The sequence below is a fragment of the Paenibacillus allorhizoplanae genome, assembly GCF_927798215.1.
GTDB lineage: Bacteria > Bacillota > Bacilli > Paenibacillales > NBRC-103111 > Paenibacillus_E > Paenibacillus_E allorhizoplanae.
The window spans coordinates 1-17,795 of the sequence record NZ_CAKMMW010000032.1 but is presented as its reverse complement, the minus strand read 5'-3'; the positions used below and the strand labels follow the sequence as shown (position 1 = coordinate 17,795).

The window sequence follows — 17,795 nt, the reverse complement described above, 5'->3', positions numbered from 1 at the left end:
TGAGGACAAAAAAAGAACACTTCCTGTCATCACCCACACGGAGTTCAGAACAAAAAGTGTTTCTATGAATCACACGAATCAGAAAGGCTTTCATTAGCTTAAAATGACTACTGCCCTATCCCCTCTTCTAGAGACGCCTAATCCAGCTACACAGACTCTTCTGTGTGCTGAATACCAGGAACACCCATCCGATAGCTACCGCGCGTCTCAACCCCACCTAGTCCCTCCAGGCCTGTCACCGTTAAATCCATAATATCCAACATCGAAATCGTTTCTCTTGTTGGGGTATAGGACAGCTTAGCAGCGATGCACAAAGGGTCTAAGGCGTGAATAAGTATTCGTGCAGGAGAACTTGCGAAGTTAGCCCCAGCCCGCAATAACGCTTCAAAATGCGACTGACAAGCACCCGCCACAATAATTAAGGAATCCCGATTCCTCTCAAATTGTCTAGCCACTCGCACCGCATTCACAAAGTTTTGGGAATTCTTATAGCTCGACAGATTGCTCGGGCTCACGCTTTGCCGATTTTTCAAAATACCATCATGACCCGTAATGACAACAATGTCCGGTTTATATTGAGGAAGCAATCTTTGCAGCGCTTCCGCCATTTGTGCCTCAGGAATGAAGAACCCTTCTGCCGGTACGCGTAATTCGCCGTAGAGCTGCATACTTTTTCGCAGATAACTCGGATCGCCATCCAAGTGAAGAACTCTTCCCGGCACTTCAAAATAACTGTTATGAGCCGGTTGTGATTTTTGTTTATGGTTGACGGCTATCTGATTCTTCTCCTGCAATTGCACTTGGGACACCGCAAGTCGACGCAGTGACTCACGAAATTCAGGCGAGCTTGACCGTGGATGATCTAAGGTCTCCTTAGGATTCGTTTTCGTCAGATCCGTGAGCGGCGCATCTGCAAGTAACCGAAAATCGACACCCCTCAGAATGGCCTTGAGATGCTCAATTCGTTCAATTTTAAACACGACGTCGCCGCCATAGGAAATACGGGTAACAAAATCTCCTTGCCTCATCGCACAAATCCCCTCCTAAGGGTATCCTATGGCGAGACTAGGCATTTGGTGCGGGTTATTTGCAGCCGTGCGCACGAAGCGCCGTTGACAAACGCGCGAACTCTTCCATGCTGAGTGTTTCACCCCGGCGTGAAGGCTCGATCTGAATGCCGTGCAGCAACGCTTCCAGCTCAGGCTTATTCTCTTTGGTAAAGAACCTCGCCGCGAGGTTGTTATACAGGGTTTTGCGACGCTGAACGAAGGACGCTTGGACAACAGCGAAGAAGAAGTCCACGTCCGCCACTTCAACAGGCGGCACTTGACGCACACGCAGCCGGATAACAGCGGAATCGACGTTCGGCTGCGGCACGAAGACGGTGCGAGGCACGATCGTGACGAGCTCCGGCTTGCAGTAGAACTGCACGGCAATACTAAGGCTGCCGTAATCCTTGGTGCCCGGACGAGCCGCCATGCGGTCGGCCACTTCTTTTTGGATCATCACGACGATATTCTCCAGGGGAAGCTTCTCTTCAAGAAGCTTCATGATGATCGGCGTCGTAATGTAGTAAGGCAGGTTGGCGACAACGCTGACGCCTTCCATGCCTTCGAAATGCTGCCGGAACAACTCCGGCAGGTTGGTCTTCAAGATATCCCCATGAACGACAGTGGCATGGGGGTAAGGAGCCAGCGTCTCGTCCAGGATGGGCAGCAGACGCTGATCGATCTCGACGGCCAGCACGCGGCCAGCCAGCTTGGCTAGCTGCTGTGTGAGCGCGCCGATGCCGGGGCCGATCTCGAGTGCAGCCTTTGTAGGCCCAAGCTCAGCAGCCATAACGATTTTGCTCAATATATTTTGATCAATCAAGAAGTTCTGGCCCAAGCTTTTTTTCAGCACGAGACCATTCTTCTTAATAATTTGTTTTGTTTTACTTGGTGTTGCTACATCTTCTGCTGTTACAACAACCTCTTGTCCGGTTATATTCATAGTATAGACCTCGTATCTATAGGGTTCTAGTGACTCTAGGGATTCTACTGATTCAAATATTCAAGCGCAGCCTCAAATTCCTCTCGTGAAATCTGAAACATTGCGCAGCGCTTATAAAATTGCTTGCCATTGCAATAACCAATGCCCAGCGCATTGCCCACGGCCAAACGGCGAGCTGCGGCATCCGGATGCACGATGAGACCGGCCGCGATCAGATCCTCCATCGTCAGCTGCGAGACCGCTGCATTATACTCTGTCCGCAGGCTCTGAAGCGCCTGACGGATCGTCTCCGGCGTCGCGTTCTCGACACCGATGTCACCTTTATACGCCGCTTGCTCCTGCGTAATGAAAGCATGCTTGCAGCCAGGAACTTTGGCTGCTACAATTTTGCGAATCCGTTCCCCTGCGTGATCCGGATCCGTGAATATAATGACGCCTCTGCGCTGCTGAGCCAGTGCAATTCGCTTGAGTACGGCTTGTCCGATGGCGGAGCCGCCTGTTTCAATTGTATCCGCCTGCACAGCCCGCTTGATCGCAGCTGTATCGTCCTTACCTTCCACAACGATCATTTCTTTTATCATCACCGTTTTCCTTCCCCAGTACGCAGAAAAAGAAGAGGGGTCTCCTCTTCTTTCGCGCAGGCAGATGCCAAGCTACGTGTATATTGTAGTGTTCCCGTCGAAACTACCGTTTACACGTTAGTTTTGGGACGGTTTTGTAGGGCCAACCACATACACAGTGTACCCTTGCTTCGTGCCGAATTTATTTGCATATCCGTGATCTTCATAATATACATCGATCATTTGGCCTTTCACGCCGCTGCCAATATCCTCAGCACGACGGAAACCAATCCCTTCAATGTACACCCACCAACCAAGCGGAATAACTTTCGGATCGACGGCAATTGTACGCCCTTCAGTCACGGTAGTACCTGTGTAGGTTTTACCATACCCAGACGAGCCCTCGGTTTTGCCTGTCGACGCAGCGTCCGCTGAATAAGCAGTAAGCTTCACGTTTTTGAGAATTTGCTTGTAACCGAAGGTCACACCATTCTTGGAAACCTCATCCACACTCGGTGAAGAGGCGGAGAGAACAACCACAGGATTTTTCGTGCCTACGGACACTACTTTCTTAACACTTTCTGTTTGTACTTCTTCACCCACAACTGCTTCCGCGACTAAAACACCGTCTTCGAAAGTCTTTTCTTTCTTCTTGACCAATACGCCTTCTTTACCTTCTTGGACCACTTGCTCTTTCCCTTTGAGTAAAGATGCGTCATTCTTTTTCTCTGTCTCGAATGCGATCGGTTCAGAGACTTCCTCCGTCTCTTTTTTCACACGGACGATCTTGATTTCATCGCCAGTGGTAAGAGCGGACGTCGGTTCGGGAGAAATACGATCGTTCTCCCCAAGTGCAATATGTAAACGTTGCAATGCACTTTCTACCGTTCTTGCAGTTGTGTAAACAGTGGTGGTCTTTCCATCAGCAGTCAATTGAATCGGTGAGGCATGCTCGATAACAATTTTGTCTCCACCCTTGAGCTTGGTCGTGAGTGAAGCTGAAATTTCATCGTGCTCACCAATCGTTATGGCTTGTTCATCCAGTAGGCGTTGCAGGACCCATTGCTTCGTGTGCACAATAGTTTCTTGTCCATTAACAACCACGGATACGCTCTTGGTAGCCGTTCCGTACAACAACACCAAAAACATGAAAGTCATTGCGATTGAGATTATAGCTAGGCTTAAAATCAAACGCAAGTTTTCATGCTTCCATCGCAATGCGAAGGACATGCTGGATGATCGTTTTACATGGGTCTCGCTAATTGAGATACTGCCCACTTCTTCGGTCCTCCTTCAAAGCCTCGCCGCCAGGTTACAGCATGATTAATTTGACGCGACTAAGGTTTTTAGTTTAACTTAACGCTCGCCATCATCAGCAAGTTATTCCGCTGAATCTGGTCGTCCCCCCCTTTTACCTATTCATCATCCTATGAATTCCGGGTTGTTTTATGTCTTATGATCTGTGTATAACCCTAAATGAGGACAAAAAGCCAGCAAGAAGAGGACTCTTCTCGCTGGCTTAGTTTGCATAATGAAATACAAATAGCACGCACGACAATCGTTACCTCTCTTACGCTTACGAGGTTAGCTGACGGATTCGGACGTGAGAGTCGCCCTACGTAGACGCAAACTGCTTGTTTGACGTCTATGATTCACCCCTATTACTGTCTGCTTACTTAACCGCATTGGAATGCTCATTAAGCTTGCAGTGGTTCCCCCGTTCCCACATTTGGAACTCAGCGAATGGAAAATTGGCAAATTGGATATTAAGTTATTATGAAAAGTATATTACGCTGTTAATCTCAACCTGTAAAGGGATTAACACCCGTTAAAAAGGGCTAAATCGCTTAAATTTCGTTTATTTTTCATATATAACCCACTTATATCTACACGTATCTAACTTTAACGTACGTATACGCGATTTTTTAGTGTATAATGGTCAAAACTAGGCTATAAATGCAAATTTGTTTATAATGATTCTGGAAGTATTTGATTGAAAAATACCAAAAATTTGCTATTTAGGGAGGCAATTGAGATGGGTCCCATCTTGCAAGTAAACGCTTTATTCGGTGGTTATTTACCCAACAAACCTGTTCTTCATGACCTTACCTTCTCGATCCGTCAAGGTGAAATGATGGGGCTAATCGGACTCAATGGTGCAGGGAAAAGTACCACCATCAAAAATATTCTCGGGCTGCTTCAACCGCAAAAAGGGTCCATTCGCATTAACGATTTAACATTAGCCGAAAATCCATTGCCTTACCGAACGACATACGCATATGTACCTGAAAGTCCGGAGTTATACGAAGAGCTTACGATTCGTGAACACCTCGAGCTAACAGCGATGGCTTACGGTATTTCTAAAGCGGATTATGAAACCCGTTCTCGATCTTTATTAGAGCAGTTTCAAATGAAAGACAAGCTCAATAGCTTCGCAAGTCATTTATCTAAAGGGATGAAGCAGAAGGTCATGATCATGAATGCCTTCCTAATCGAACCCTCTTTATATATCATCGATGAACCCTTTCTCGGACTCGATCCTTTAGCGATTCGTTCCTTGCTTGATCTCATGGTTCAAATGAAGAAGAAAGGTGCATCCTTTCTCATTTCCTCACACATTTTGTCTACAATTGAAAAATATTGCGATGCTTATGTCGTTCTCCACAAAGGTCACATGGTGGCTCAGGGAGATTTAGTCGAATTACGCGCCCAGACAGCGCTGCCTCAGGCGTCATTAGACGACATCTTCTACAAGCTCGTTCAAGGAGACATGGCATGAGTTACATAACGGATAGTACACCTGCATTTAACACACATGCATTATGGAAGCAGCGTTTTCAACATTATTGGAAGGAATCCATGGGATATTGGCAGTATGCCGCACGCAGTAACTTTATCGGCTTTTTGTTGTTTCTTGTCATCGTTTCTTCCTATTATTATGCAAAAACATTACAGCGTCTTCCGACAGATTATCCGTACCTATGGATCGTGCTGCTCGTGCTCGTTCCACTCGTCGTTTCAAGCTCCATTCGAACACTGACTCGCAGTGCCGATCGGATGTTTCTATTACGGATTGAACACGAAATGGGCGTCTATTTTCGAAGCAGCTTCTTGTATAGCTTATCACTTCAGGGTGCTTGGTTATTTCTCGGTTGGGTCGCAGTAACCCCCCTATATAAGCACTGTCTAGGTACCGAAGCGCAGCCATTTCTTCTCATTTTCGCTCTATTACTTCTATTAAAAGTAGCGAACCTATTAGCGAGTTGGCAGGAAGGAAGATTTGCCGCTGAACGAACTCGATTCGTATCTGTTTGTTACCGCTGGATAGCATCCCTCGCCTTAATTACGGTCCAATTTCACTATAGCAGTTTATGGGCAAGCATTGCCGCAATACTTCTTGTATTCGTCTGGCTGATTGCATTCCGATACGCGGGTAAATATGTGATCGGATGGGACTATCTGATTGCCAAAGAGAAACAACAGCAAGCGAGACTCTACGCCTTCTTTAACTGGTTCGTGGATGTACCTCAATTACCAACGCGAATAGCCCGCCGAGGTTGGATCAGCGGGATTACCCGAACGATTCCATTTCGACAGGATTCGGCGTTTCTCTACTTATATATGAAGACATTGCTGCGCACCGAGATGTTCGCCATTGTACTCCGTCTGATTGTGATCGGCATCTTAGCCCTAGTCGTTGCAGACTCTACGACTGCACGAAGCGTCATCCTACTCATCGCACTTGTGATCTCGATGGTTCAGCTTACTTCATTGGAACGTGCACATCGATATACATTTTGGCTCCATATGTACCCATTGGAGCCTCAAGCAAGAGCAGGTTCCCTAGCCTTTATCATCTGGCTAACCCTTTTGCTAGAGCTTGTTATCCTAACGATTCCATTTATGATGGGAACCCCCATCCTGTATATCGTAGTCCCTTTACTCAGTCTTGCCTTTATTTCTTTCGCATGCGGCGTTGTTTTACGCCGGAAGTTCAAGAAAAACGCCTTACTTGAGGCCGAGTAACCGAATCGCATTGTTGGTTGTAATTTCAGCTATCTCTTCCAACGTCATCCCTCGAATTTCCGCGGCAGTCTCGGCCACCAAGCGAACATAACCGGTTTCGTTGCGCTTACCGCGGAAAGGATGTGGCGTTAAGTATGGCGCATCCGTTTCGATCAATAATCGATCAAGCGGAACCTGCGCCAGCACCTCTTTCGGCTGCACTGCATTTTTGAACGTAACAGGGCCTCCAAAGGAAATATGGAAATTCATATCCAGACACTGCTTCGCCGTCTCCCAACTGCCTGAGAAACAATGCATGATACCTCCGACCTCCGCCGCCTTCTCTTCTTTGAGAATCGTTAGAATGTCTTGATGTGCATCCCGATTATGAATCACTATTGGCATCCCCAACTTCCGCGCAAGCCGAATTTGCTCCCGGAAGACTCGTTGCTGAACATCCCTGGGCGACTTGTCCCAGTAATAATCCAGACCAATCTCCCCGATCGCGACCACCTTCTCATGCTGACATAAGGACTCAATCCATTCCAAATCGCCAGGCATCATATCTATCGCATCTACAGGATGCCAGCCAATCGTCGAATAAATAAAATCATATTTCTCAGCTAGCTCGATTGAGCTAGGAATCGTTTCTCGATTAAAGCCGACATTCACAATTCTTGTAACCCCGGCCTCTAACGCCCGCTGAATGACTGCATCTTGATCATCTTTGAATTGCTCAGCATTTAAATGTGTATGTGAATCCGTTAGCATGACTGTTCTCCCTTATGTAACTGAATATGAATGATGTTCCATCATTTTGCTTATAGCTACTTATACCTGCTTATTCTTGCTCCCCCAACATCTCCCAAACATCCGGATACTCTTCAGCATTCAACCGCTCAAGAAACTCCTCAGGATAGTATACATGATGCTTACCCATCTGGAAGCCACTAATCGATTGTACAATTTCGGACCGATGCGTAATTTCAGTTAACGTCTCCTTGTGATCCAGCAAGAAAATCGGCAAATTATCATCGTTTTCACCAGCTCTGTACACGTCATAGGATTGATTCGAAGGGAAGTCGATTTCCATATAGTACGTCGGATCGAAACCAACTTCTCTCATCACTTTTTCCATACGCTGAATAAGCTCCCCCTGCTCACCATCGAAGGTACTGTACTTGTACAATTTACGATCCAAGAAGCGCTTGCACATATCCCTCAGCATATCATCCTTTTCTTGAATCCAGAAGGTCAGCATCGTTTGCATGACAGACTCATCCAGCAGCAAATAGTCTTCTAAGGAGATTTGATTCTGAATGAGATGAAGAATCGGCTCGACCATAAATCCGAACGTATAGCCTTCCTCATACAAATGTTTAGCTCGTGCAAATACTTTATGCAAAAGAATTTCTGCACTTCTCGTAACGGGATGAAAATAAACCTGCCAGTACATTTGATAGCGAGACATTAGATAATCCTCAACAGCATGCATACCGCTCTCTTTGACAACAATATGCCCTTTGTAAGGCCTAATCACACGTAGAATGCGCTCCAGATCGAATGTGCCATAGTTCACACCGGTAAAGTAAGCATCGCGCAGCAAATAATCCATACGGTCCGCATCCAATTGACTGGAAACCAAGCTGACGACAATCTCTTCATTATAGGATTTACAAATGACACCTGCCACCTTCTTCGGAAAATCAGGTGAGACACGACTCAGTACTTCGTTCACCTCAGTATCCCCTAACACGATGCGGCAGGACCAGTCCTCGTGCTTTGTACCAAAAGCTTTCTCAATCGAGTGTGAAAAAGGACCATGTCCCAAATCATGCAGCAATGCGGCGCATAAACATAGCAGACGCTCTTCCTTCGGCCAATCCTCATAGTGATTGCGCTCGAATTGCGAAATAATTTTTCGCGTAATTTCATAGACACCAAGCGAGTGGGAGAAGCGGCTATGCTCAGCACCATGAAAAGTTAAATAGGACGTACCTAATTGACGAATACGGCGCAACCGTTGAAACTCACGGGTATTAATCAAATCCCAAATCGTATCGTCTTGCACATAAATGTATTTGTGAACGGGATCTTTAAACACCTTCTCTTCATTCATACAGCTTGAACCTCCCTTGATATAGTTAAATACTTTCGACATTTTCGACATGAAACCTTTTGTCATGTCGATTAATGTCGAATATCAAATTCCAATTTATTCAGTACTTAATCGCTGATTTTCCAGTATTTCTTATGAAATAGGCCCTTGAAAAGTTCGTAATATAATCCTTACAACCCCTTATAGATAGCGCCATCATCGTTTTTTACCGCTTTACATAATAAATCAAAATAGACATGAAACTACTCGTTTTCAGTGAAAATATGGTTGACTATTTTGGGAATCGTTGGTATCATAAGTCATAAGCAAATGTCGAAACATGACGATATTGATAAAAAATTGATAAAATCGAAAGGGGTTTTATATATATGATGAAATCTACAGGAATCGTTAGAAAAGTGGACGAACTAGGACGCGTTGTTATTCCTATCGAGCTGCGCCGCACATTGGGTATTGGCGAGAAAGACGCTTTGGAAATATATGTAGACGGTGAGCGCATCATGCTGAAGAAATATGAGCCAGCTTGTATCTTCTGTGGCAATGCGGAGAATGTATCGTACTTCAAAGGAAAAATTGTTTGTCATATTTGTTTATCAGAAATGCCAACACCTGTGACAAAATAAGAAAAGTAGTATATAATAGAAGTAGCACTTATCCTATTGGTAATTCTAACCTTTTTCATATCTCCTTTCATCTCTAACTTTGTTGGCTTCGGCCACGGGTTAGAGATCTTTTTTTGTATAGACCTTAGAAGATAGAAGACTGACATCTAGAAGTGACTCAACAATATTATGATCCTATATATGGTAGATGAATCGGCCCCTTAAGGGGCCTTTTCCTTTTCTATGTTTAGCTTGGCCCCTTAACGCTCCAGTAACGCATTGTATACATCACGCTTCGATAATCCGCGATCCGTTGCAACCAGCTTCAGCGCTTCCTTGCGATCGATTCCGCGCTCCTCATAGTGGGCGACATGCTCACCGAGCGACTTCGCCTCCCACCAGCCGTCAGCAGCAATCTGCACGGCCGCGTCGGATGCGCCTTCGGCGATCACGCAGTACTCGCCCTGAGGCGGGTACTGCTCCAAGTGCGCGAGGCACTCTGCGATTGTGCCGCGCAGGAACTCCTCGAACCGCTTCGTCAGCTCGCGGGCGAGGCAAACCCTGCGCTCCGCCCCCCACACTTCCGCCATGCGCAGAAGTGTTTTCTCCACGCGGTGCGGCGATTCATAGAACAGCAATGTGTCTTGCACATGCTGCAGCCCTTCAAGCAACTTCGTCTGATCCTTTTTCTCCCGAGGGAGAAATCCGACGAAGGCAAATCTCTCTGTCGGCAACCCTGATGCAATCAGCGCCGACAGGGCCGCATTGGCGCCGGGGATGGGCACCACCGGCACGCCCTCGTCTACGGCCATCCGCACCAGGTCATAACCTGGGTCGGAAATGGCCGGCAGGCCAGCATCGCTGACTAGCGCGATGCTCTGCCCTTCAAGCAGCAAGCGGACGAGTTCCGGGCCGCTTGCTTGCTTGTTGTGTTCGTGATAGCTGACCAGTCGCGTAGCGACTTCGAAATGGGTCAGCAGCTTGCGCGTTTGCCGCGTGTCTTCCGCGGCAATCATGCTTACTTCCTTCAGCGTGCGGATCGCGCGGAAGGTCATATCTTCAAGGTTGCCGATCGGTGTGGCAACCAGGTATAGTGTGCCTACACCGCTAGCATCCTCGCGGTAGCTTTTCTGTATCGTTACACTCACAGTTCAATCCCTCATCACTTTATATTAATCGTACAGTTAGCCTATCTACGAGAACTCCAGAGCGCTCCGTCCTCCATAGTAGATGTCTTTCAGCTCTTGGCAGTATTCTTCCTTCTCTGTGTATACGATCAGAGGTGGCAGGGTGCGAATTTCTGGCTTACCGTCCTTCATCCCTTCGATTAGCACCATCATCGCTTCTTCTCCAGCACGTGCATGGACATAACGGATTCGTTTCGGTTCGATACGGTACTGCCTCATGAGACAAACGATGTCCACCAGCCGCGTAGCCCGGTGTACCATGGCCACTTTACCGCCTGCTTTGACAAGCTTAGCACTTGCCGCAATCACATCCTCCAGCGTGCAATGAATCTCGTGACGCGCCGCCGCAAAATGCGCATTACTATTCTGCTCCCCATTGGGAACAGGCAGATAGGGTGGATTCACCGTGACAGCATCAAATTGTCCATGTCCCAAGGTTTTGTGAATCGTTTTCAAATCGCCCTGCACCATATGCAGCCGTTCCGATAGATCATTAATCTCTGCATTGCGCACAGCCATATCCGCCAAGCGTTCCTGGATCTCAACGCCCCAGATCTCCGCACGTGTCCTTGTTGACAGCAACAGGGGCACCACGCCATTACCTGTGCATAAGTCTACGATTCGCCCCTTGGGCGGAACACTGCTGAACCTCCCTAGGAGTACTGCATCCATCGAGAAGCTGAACACTTCATCACTTTGGATAATTTTCAAATCATATGTCAATAAATCATCAATTCGTTCAGTCTGTAGTAACGAAACTTGCTTCATACGTCTTTCCTTTCTCTTTGTTGCTTATTATGGAAAAAAACCGTAAGGGATACACCCCTACGGCCAAACGTCTTATTTATTTAAAAAGGATAAGCAAAACAAACAATCTCCCTCGGTCCGAAGGTGTCCATAATACACATTGCAAATATGAAATCCTTCATTGTATAAGCGGGTTAAATTATCATATCCGGCTCCTGGTAGCTGTACCGGTTCCTCAGCAGTATCTCTCGTCGGCTCCTCAACCACCGTTTCCTCTTGGCGAATGAGCTTACGCAGCTGCTGATTCTCTATGCTTAATCTCTTATTTTCTTCGATGAGGGTAATAATCCGTTTCTTCAAGGCACCTAATTCCGCATACGTGGTACCCATTCGTTCTTCGATCCCATCTATTTGTCCAAAAATATCTTGTTTATCCACGCTTTCACCTCTAGTGCCATGCATGCTTACTGGCCAGCGCCTCCTTGGATCCTCGATCTTCTACTCTTGTTCAACAACATCATCGAATGGTAGATCTAGCGCTTTCCCAAGATCAAACAATTGAACTTTTGCCGTACGTTCTTTAATATTAAGTCCCAATACTTTGCCACTGCCAAAAGAAGTAATCACTAATCGGCCAACCGTCGGCAACGAATCTTTGGCACTTTCATAGTTATCATGTTCATATTTCAAGCAACACATTAATCTTCCGCATAACCCTGATATCTTGGTCGGATTCAAGGACAGATTCTGATCTTTCGCCATCTTAATGGAGACTGGCTCGAAATCACCTAAGAAGGAAGAACAACATAGAATTCGCCCACACGGACCTATGCCACCCAACATCTTCGCTTCATCACGCACACCAATTTGACGGAGCTCGATTCTTGTCCGAAAAATACTAGCCAAATCCTTCACAAGCTCACGGAAATCGACGCGTCCTTCAGCTGTAAAATAAAAAATAATTTTATTTCGGTCGAAGGTATACTCTACGTCCACTAGCTTCATCTTAAGACTGTGGTCTTTTATTTTATCATGACACGTTTGGAAAGCGTCCTTGGCTGCTTTTTTATTCTCTTCAACCAGATCAGCATCCGTATCATCCGCAATGCGAATGACTTTTTTGAGTGGCAGAACCACATCGTTTTCTTTGACGATCTTTTTGCCCACCACGACCTTGCCGTATTCTACACCGCGTGCGGTCTCAACTATAACGGCACTTTCTTTCTCGATCGGTAAATCAATGGGATCAAAATAATATATTTTACCCGCCTTCTTGAAGCGGACGCCAACCACTGAGTACATCTTACACCCCCTGCATCTCCACGAGCATTTTCTCTATAACCAGCTGAGAATTGGCATTGGAACGCAGTCGCTTTTGTAAATCTACGGCTTGCTCCATCATACGCACCCAGACCGAGACATCTCGACTTAAAGCGAGGGAGCTCATCCAGTCTAGCTGGTCATTATATACAAGCTTATCTCTGCGCTCAAGGCGCAACTGCACCATATCTTTAAACCAGAGGATCAATAAGTCGAACAAAGCCGAAACATGATCCGCAAGTTCTGTTTTCACAATCCGCTGTTGTACGGTAATCATGGAAGTAGGGAAACGTGTGAGCGTCTCCTTCGCTAATTGTAACATTACGGTTCTCATTTCTGCAAACCAATTTGCTGCAATTAAATCTCTTGCCGCTTGCAAACCTGCTGTTACATGCGCTGCAGGTTGTACTAATGCCGCTGGAAGTCCTTCTTCCAGCAATGTGAGCACCATCTGTTCACGTGCCATTGGTGTAAATTGGATCCACTGTGCCCGCGATTGAATCGTAGGTAACAGCGCATTTCCGTTCTCGGTGATCAGAATCGCGACCACACGAGAGTTCGGTTCCTCTAGAAATTTCAACAAACTATTCGCAGCCTGTACCGTCATTTTCTCTGCATGGTATAAGACATATATTTTCGTTCCAGACGCTGTTGCCCTGTAGGCGAACTCTTTCTGCAACTCCCGAATCTGCTCAATCTTAATTGAAGCGCCTTCAGGAGCGACCATATGGAGATCTGGATGATTGCCATGTTCGACCTTACGGCATTCTAGGCATTCACCGCATGCATCATCTGTCCCATTCTGACAATAGATCGCTTTGGCGAGTGCGATTGCCATCTCGGAACGCCCTGTCCCAACAGGACCACTAAAAATATACGCATGCGACAGCCTGTCTTGACGTAGTCCGTTCTGCAGCAGCCGTTTGGCTGCTGCTTGTCCCGGTATAGCTTGAAAGGACATTTATTTTCGCCCCATTACACACTTATATTTTTAAAATAACAAGTTAATCAACATGCCTCGGATTTCTCCGATTCTATGCAAAATTTCGATCCGCCCCTGCTCATTCTCCAATAATTCATCGGCTAACAAGAGGAGCTCTTGATCGATTGCTTCCAAAAGCTTATATCGCTTCGAACGACCGCGACGATCCCAGCCCTTCGTATCTCTTAAGTTAACACCTCGACGAGCCGTTTCTTCGAGAAACTGACGAATGAGAAGCTTATATTGCAGAAGCTCTCTAACTGTCATGCCTCTCGATAAGCGGTCGCCTTGAAGTGTAATTTGCTGTACCATTTTGGTCAACTGTTCCTGCGTATACTTCTCATCGTGCTGCTGCATGATGTCAGAGAAATTGCGCGGAGCCATCTGCGGCGGAGGAACATTCTCACCAACTTTAATATTCTTACCGATGGGCTGCAGCCCCGGGTTAATTTTCAAGACGCATCCATCCTTGTGTAGAGCTGATTATATTTAGAAATGCTCGAATCGTTCGACTGGCAATACGAAAACGGCCGCTCCACCCACTTGTACTTCCACAGGGAATGGAATGTACGAATCCGTCGTTCCTCCCATTGGAGAAACAGGTGTCACCAACTGCTCGCGAATTTTACAATTTGCTCGAATCACCTGCATCACCTCTTGCACACGATCATCTTCCGTACCAATCATAAAGGTTGTGTTCCCCGCACGCAAAAACCCACCGGTACTTGCCAACTTCGTGGCTCTAAACCCTTCCTTAATTAAAGCGTTAGAGAGACGGTTACTGTCTTTATCCTGAACAACGGCTACGACTAGTTTCATAAGTGATGCCTCCTTATATTATAAACTAAGAATTGGTTTTCTGCTTTAGACGGAAATATGTTCCTCAAGCAACTGTTTGCAATCCTGCCATATATCCGCGGCGATGCGTTCTACATCTCGATTAGCATCAATCATGATGACTCGTTTAGGATGATCGGCTGCAATTTGGTGGAAGCCTGCTCGTACTCTGCTGTGATATTCGACATTTTTCTGCTCAATGCGATCCAACTGTTGTGTAAACTCCGTAGCACCTGCTCGCTGATTTAACCGCTCCAAACTCACTTCAACGGGAACGTCCATCATATAAGTCCTAGTTGCCTGCAGCCCTGAGCTCGCATATTTCGAAATATTCTTCACCATCTCGATATCTACACCAAGCCCATAAGATTGGTAGGCTACACTAGCATCAATAAATCGATCGCAAAGGACAATTCGACCAGCTTTCAGTGCTGGAAGGATAAGCTCATGAACATGTTGCGCACGCGATGCTGCATAAAGCAATACTTCTGCTTGATCCACCATCTCCCCATTCACAGGATCGAGAATAATACTGCGGATTTTATCGCTAATTGCAGTGCCACCCGGTTCTCTTGTAACAAGTACGTCATGTCCTAACTTTTGTAGCTCCTTCGCTATCTTTTTGAGCTGTGTTGTTTTTCCGGAGCCATCTGGCCCTTCAAACGTTATGAATATTCCGTTCACGTGTTCCTCCTGCATACTGCCTCACGAAGTCTCTTCGTGATCTGTGTATATAGTTAATTTGTGCGTCTGTCCAAAATAGGTTCCTTGGAACCTGATCCCCTGTCTAGCCAAAAATACGAGTGCCTCAGCTACAGAAGCCGTTATGACTTCACCTGGATATAAATAAGGAATACCTGGCGGATAAGGAATGACCATCTCACCTGAACGCTTCCCAATCGCTTCCTCTATATTAACCATTTGAGTTGTCCCTTGAAACAAGACACGATGGTCAAACCTTATCGGTGAGGAGATGGGTGCGTAGGTGGGTAATTTAATTATATTCGAGATAGGCGCCTGAAGTTCCTGCTTACGGTTCATGATGTCCAAACAAATGTTGCTTAAAACTTGGACTACACGCAACATATCCTCCCTTGAGTTAGCAGGGGTAAATACCAGTAAAACTAGATAGCCATCAGTCATCTCAATATAACAGCCCTCGGCCTCTAAACGTTCTTTGAGCTCGGCTCCAGAAAGGATAAGAGTAGGGTCATATATAGCAATTTTAAAAGGATCTGTTGTTTCGACGACTCCCGCGCCGATCGCCTGTTGATTTTCCCTTGGGTAGACATGGAAACATGGCAACGCCTCTAAGTTTTCTCTGAATTCCTTCATCATATGAAGTCCTTGTTCCAACCACGCGTGCCCTTCCGTATGCATTCGCTTCCTCGCCAAGTCTAAAGACGCCATGATTGGATAGGATGGGCTTGAGCTCTGCAGCATCGCCAACAAATGCTGGATGGCTTTCCGGTTGATCCTGGGCCCCTGTACATGCAGCATAGCTCCCATGGTCATAGCGGTTAACATCTTATGTGTCGACTGTACGACGGCGTCAGCGCCTTGGGACAAGGCGGATGCTGGCACCTCTTCGTGGAAGCCGAAATGCGCACCATGCGCTTCATCCACTAGCAAAAGCTTTCCTTTCTCATGCATTAGCTCTGCAAAAGGCTTCAAATCCGTTCCTATACCATAATAATTCGGATTCGTTATAAATAACGCCTTCGCATTTGGATACTGCTCCATCGCTTGTTTAACAACTTCGATATGTACATATGTTGCTACACCTGTTTCTTGATCGACCTCTGGCGCTAAGAATATAGCTTGCGCACCTGCCAGCATGAGCCCATGAATGACTGATTTATGTACATTCCTTTGAACAAGAATGAGGTCATCCCTCTGACAAACAGCTCCGATCATGGCTAAATTACCAATCGTACTCCCTCCAATGAGAAAATACGTCTCCTCCGCGCCAAAACATGCTGCCGCGAGCTGTTCTGCCTCCCTAATAACGCCTTCCGGATGATGTAAATCATCCAGTCCCGTTATTTCTGTATAATCAATAGACATGATCGATTGTAGAAAGCTTGTTCCTTCTTCGAGCAGCCCTTGGCCTGATTTATGACCTGGCACATGCAGGCTAATGGACCTCGTAGCGTGATGGGCAACCATAGCCTCAAAAAGAGGGGCTTGAGCCTTATGTAAATGTTCGCTGCACAAACAGATCAAACTCCCCCAGCTACAATAGCTTTCAATTTTCAATTTACCCTTCTATAGTAGTGGATTACCGATAAAAAAACAAAAAAAGCTTCTATAAAGAAGCTTCTCCTCTTAATTCATATACTGCCTCGAATTTCCCATGTAAAATGCCTTCTTCATCTGATTCACAAAAAACGGATATTTCTGGTCTGAAACGTTGGTTTTGACGATCTCTTCACTACATTCATCACATATGAACGCCGTCACAATATGAATACCGCCAATCCGCTGTTTCTCACAAATCATACATAGTCCAAGCCGATTCTCCTCCATATGATCACCCCACGATCTTTTATGACTAGTATGTCCGATTCTCGATTCTCCTAAACTAGCTAAATGCTCATATTTTGGCAGGGAGATGCCGATAATACCTTCATAACACGTTACCGCAGCGCGGAGGTCCCTTTTATGTCAATCAAACAAGAATCCAATTTATCTAAACAATCTACGATTTACAGCTACACGTTAATGAGGCGATTTTATCATTCTATCTATAAAATAGTTCTCTATTATGCGTCCCTTATTCTAATAGTCTTGTACAAATTTGACCCATCTCATTGGCTCCCACTACTTGTGAGCTACCCACTTTTGCTCATCTTCCACACCCTGCTCATTCGCGCTTATTTCCACTTCACCATTGGCATGGCCATGCGCGGTTGGTCCTACCGCTTTGGCATCTTCTGGTCCGGTTTCTTGCCTGAAGGCAATGCATCCGTACGTCTCGTTACCAAAGTACAGTTTCACCTGTTCTGCATTGGACTTGCCTTGATCCTTATCTTGTATCCTTGGATACCTGGTACTTGGCTGATCCACCTGACGATCTTCCACTGTTGGATGCTTCTGCCGCGGTTGTGGATGCTGTTCCGTTTCCAGCCTTATCGTAAAGCTGGTTTAGTAAAAATATCAAGTAAGGATACTTCCTGTTATATACAGTAACCAAGTTTAGCTAAATAATTAACTTGAAAAATGTCATTAACTGAATTAGCTGTATTAATTACAGCTAATTTGGGTTTCATAGCGCTTCTTTCATGGAGAAATGCAATAAAAGAGCCTTACCTGGATTTCTCCAAGTAAGGCTCTTTCAGTTGTTTGGCAACGTTCTACTCTCCCAGAACCCTGCGGTTCAAGTACCATCGACGCTGGAAGGCTTAACGGTCGTGTTCGAGATGGGAACGCGTGGATCCCTTC

General features: G+C 46.1%; 20 protein-coding genes, 1 rRNA gene and 1 riboswitch. Of the genes, 4 read left to right on the top strand and 17 right to left on the bottom strand.

Annotation, left to right across the window (positions count from 1 at the left end):
- Positions 1–146: 146 nt before the first annotated feature.
- The 4 genes from yabG to L6I86_RS31810 all read right to left on the bottom strand — a co-directional run bounded on the left by yabG (position 147) and on the right by L6I86_RS31810 (position 3,830).
- On the bottom strand, positions 147–1,028 hold the full coding sequence (gene yabG / locus L6I86_RS31825; protein WP_056618001.1) for a sporulation peptidase YabG: 882 nt from the start codon (positions 1,026–1,028) through the stop codon (positions 147–149).
- A gap of 55 nt (positions 1,029–1,083) precedes the next feature.
- Positions 1,084–1,992, bottom strand: a complete 909-nt coding sequence (gene rsmA, locus L6I86_RS31820; RefSeq protein ID WP_236292777.1) for a 16S rRNA (adenine(1518)-N(6)/adenine(1519)-N(6))-dimethyltransferase RsmA — start codon at positions 1,990–1,992, stop codon at positions 1,084–1,086.
- A 44-nt stretch (positions 1,993–2,036) separates the two neighbouring features.
- A complete protein-coding gene (rnmV, locus tag L6I86_RS31815) occupies positions 2,037–2,573 on the bottom strand; it encodes a ribonuclease M5 (protein WP_276574924.1) in 537 nt (178 codons plus the stop codon).
- 117 nt (positions 2,574–2,690) lie between these two features.
- Entirely contained in the window at positions 2,691–3,830 is a 1,140-nt protein-coding gene (locus tag L6I86_RS31810) for a 3D domain-containing protein (RefSeq protein ID WP_236292773.1), read from the bottom strand.
- 280 nt (positions 3,831–4,110) lie between these two features.
- A riboswitch (cyclic di-AMP (ydaO/yuaA leader) is annotated at positions 4,111–4,304 on the bottom strand.
- A 283-nt stretch (positions 4,305–4,587) separates the two neighbouring features.
- On the opposite strand from L6I86_RS31810, the gene L6I86_RS31805 reads away from it, so the two are divergent.
- Together L6I86_RS31805 and L6I86_RS31800 are read left to right on the top strand one after the other, a co-directional pair.
- On the top strand, positions 4,588–5,331 hold the full coding sequence (locus tag L6I86_RS31805) for an ABC transporter ATP-binding protein (protein ID WP_236292772.1): 744 nt from the start codon (positions 4,588–4,590) through the stop codon (positions 5,329–5,331).
- On the top strand, positions 5,328–6,578 hold the full coding sequence (locus L6I86_RS31800) for an ABC transporter permease (protein WP_236292759.1): 1,251 nt from the start codon (positions 5,328–5,330) through the stop codon (positions 6,576–6,578). Before L6I86_RS31805 ends, L6I86_RS31800 begins: the two co-directional genes overlap by 4 nt.
- On the opposite strand, the gene L6I86_RS31795 is transcribed toward L6I86_RS31800, so the two are convergent.
- Positions 6,561–7,328, bottom strand: coding sequence for a TatD family hydrolase (locus tag L6I86_RS31795; protein WP_236292757.1), 768 nt, complete (start codon positions 7,326–7,328; stop codon positions 6,561–6,563). The two genes, L6I86_RS31800 and L6I86_RS31795, sit on opposite strands and share 18 nt — an antisense overlap.
- A gap of 70 nt (positions 7,329–7,398) precedes the next feature.
- Positions 7,399–8,676 carry an HD domain-containing protein gene (locus L6I86_RS31790; RefSeq protein WP_236292755.1) on the bottom strand — a complete coding sequence of 426 codons (1,278 nt, stop codon included), beginning with the start codon at positions 8,674–8,676 and terminating at the stop codon, positions 7,399–7,401.
- Between the two features lie 368 nt (positions 8,677–9,044).
- On the opposite strand from L6I86_RS31790, the gene L6I86_RS31785 reads away from it, so the two are divergent.
- Positions 9,045–9,299 carry an AbrB/MazE/SpoVT family DNA-binding domain-containing protein gene (locus tag L6I86_RS31785; protein WP_028609554.1) on the top strand — a complete coding sequence of 85 codons (255 nt, stop codon included), beginning with the start codon at positions 9,045–9,047 and terminating at the stop codon, positions 9,297–9,299.
- Positions 9,300–9,538: 239 nt separating this feature from the next.
- Here the strand turns inward: L6I86_RS31785 and rsmI are convergent, their stop codons facing one another.
- From rsmI to L6I86_RS31735, 10 genes are all read right to left on the bottom strand, one after another.
- Positions 9,539–10,426: a 16S rRNA (cytidine(1402)-2'-O)-methyltransferase gene (gene rsmI / locus L6I86_RS31780; protein ID WP_236292753.1), complete on the bottom strand. Its 888-nt coding sequence runs from the start codon at positions 10,424–10,426 to the stop codon at positions 9,539–9,541.
- Between the two features lie 45 nt (positions 10,427–10,471).
- A complete protein-coding gene (locus L6I86_RS31775) occupies positions 10,472–11,233 on the bottom strand; it encodes a tRNA1(Val) (adenine(37)-N6)-methyltransferase (RefSeq protein ID WP_236292751.1) in 762 nt (253 codons plus the stop codon).
- A gap of 72 nt (positions 11,234–11,305) precedes the next feature.
- Positions 11,306–11,650, bottom strand: coding sequence for a DNA replication initiation control protein YabA (gene yabA, locus L6I86_RS31770; protein WP_056618062.1), 345 nt, complete (start codon positions 11,648–11,650; stop codon positions 11,306–11,308).
- A 60-nt stretch (positions 11,651–11,710) separates the two neighbouring features.
- Entirely contained in the window at positions 11,711–12,514 is an 804-nt protein-coding gene (locus tag L6I86_RS31765) for a PSP1 domain-containing protein (RefSeq protein ID WP_056618027.1), read from the bottom strand.
- A 1-nt stretch (position 12,515) separates the two neighbouring features.
- Entirely contained in the window at positions 12,516–13,493 is a 978-nt protein-coding gene (holB, locus tag L6I86_RS31760; protein ID WP_171629537.1) for a DNA polymerase III subunit delta', read from the bottom strand.
- Between the two features lie 30 nt (positions 13,494–13,523).
- Positions 13,524–13,970, bottom strand: a complete 447-nt coding sequence (locus tag L6I86_RS31755; protein WP_056618035.1) for a YaaR family protein — start codon at positions 13,968–13,970, stop codon at positions 13,524–13,526.
- 33 nt (positions 13,971–14,003) lie between these two features.
- Positions 14,004–14,333: a cyclic-di-AMP receptor gene (locus L6I86_RS31750; protein ID WP_056618038.1), complete on the bottom strand. Its 330-nt coding sequence runs from the start codon at positions 14,331–14,333 to the stop codon at positions 14,004–14,006.
- 45 nt (positions 14,334–14,378) lie between these two features.
- Entirely contained in the window at positions 14,379–15,035 is a 657-nt protein-coding gene (gene tmk / locus L6I86_RS31745) for a dTMP kinase (protein WP_236292750.1), read from the bottom strand.
- Between the two features lie 21 nt (positions 15,036–15,056).
- A complete protein-coding gene (locus L6I86_RS31740) occupies positions 15,057–16,568 on the bottom strand; it encodes an aminotransferase class I/II-fold pyridoxal phosphate-dependent enzyme (protein ID WP_236292740.1) in 1,512 nt (503 codons plus the stop codon).
- A 111-nt stretch (positions 16,569–16,679) separates the two neighbouring features.
- Positions 16,680–16,880, bottom strand: coding sequence for a sigma factor G inhibitor Gin (locus L6I86_RS31735; protein ID WP_236292739.1), 201 nt, complete (start codon positions 16,878–16,880; stop codon positions 16,680–16,682).
- A gap of 135 nt (positions 16,881–17,015) precedes the next feature.
- On the opposite strand from L6I86_RS31735, the gene L6I86_RS31730 reads away from it, so the two are divergent.
- Complete coding sequence (locus L6I86_RS31730; RefSeq protein WP_236292738.1) at positions 17,016–17,543, top strand: hypothetical protein; 528 nt, start codon at positions 17,016–17,018, stop codon at positions 17,541–17,543.
- 151 nt (positions 17,544–17,694) lie between these two features.
- On the opposite strand, the gene rrf is transcribed toward L6I86_RS31730, so the two are convergent.
- Positions 17,695–17,795: ribosomal RNA gene (gene rrf / locus L6I86_RS31725) — 5S ribosomal RNA — on the bottom strand; the annotation flags it as partial.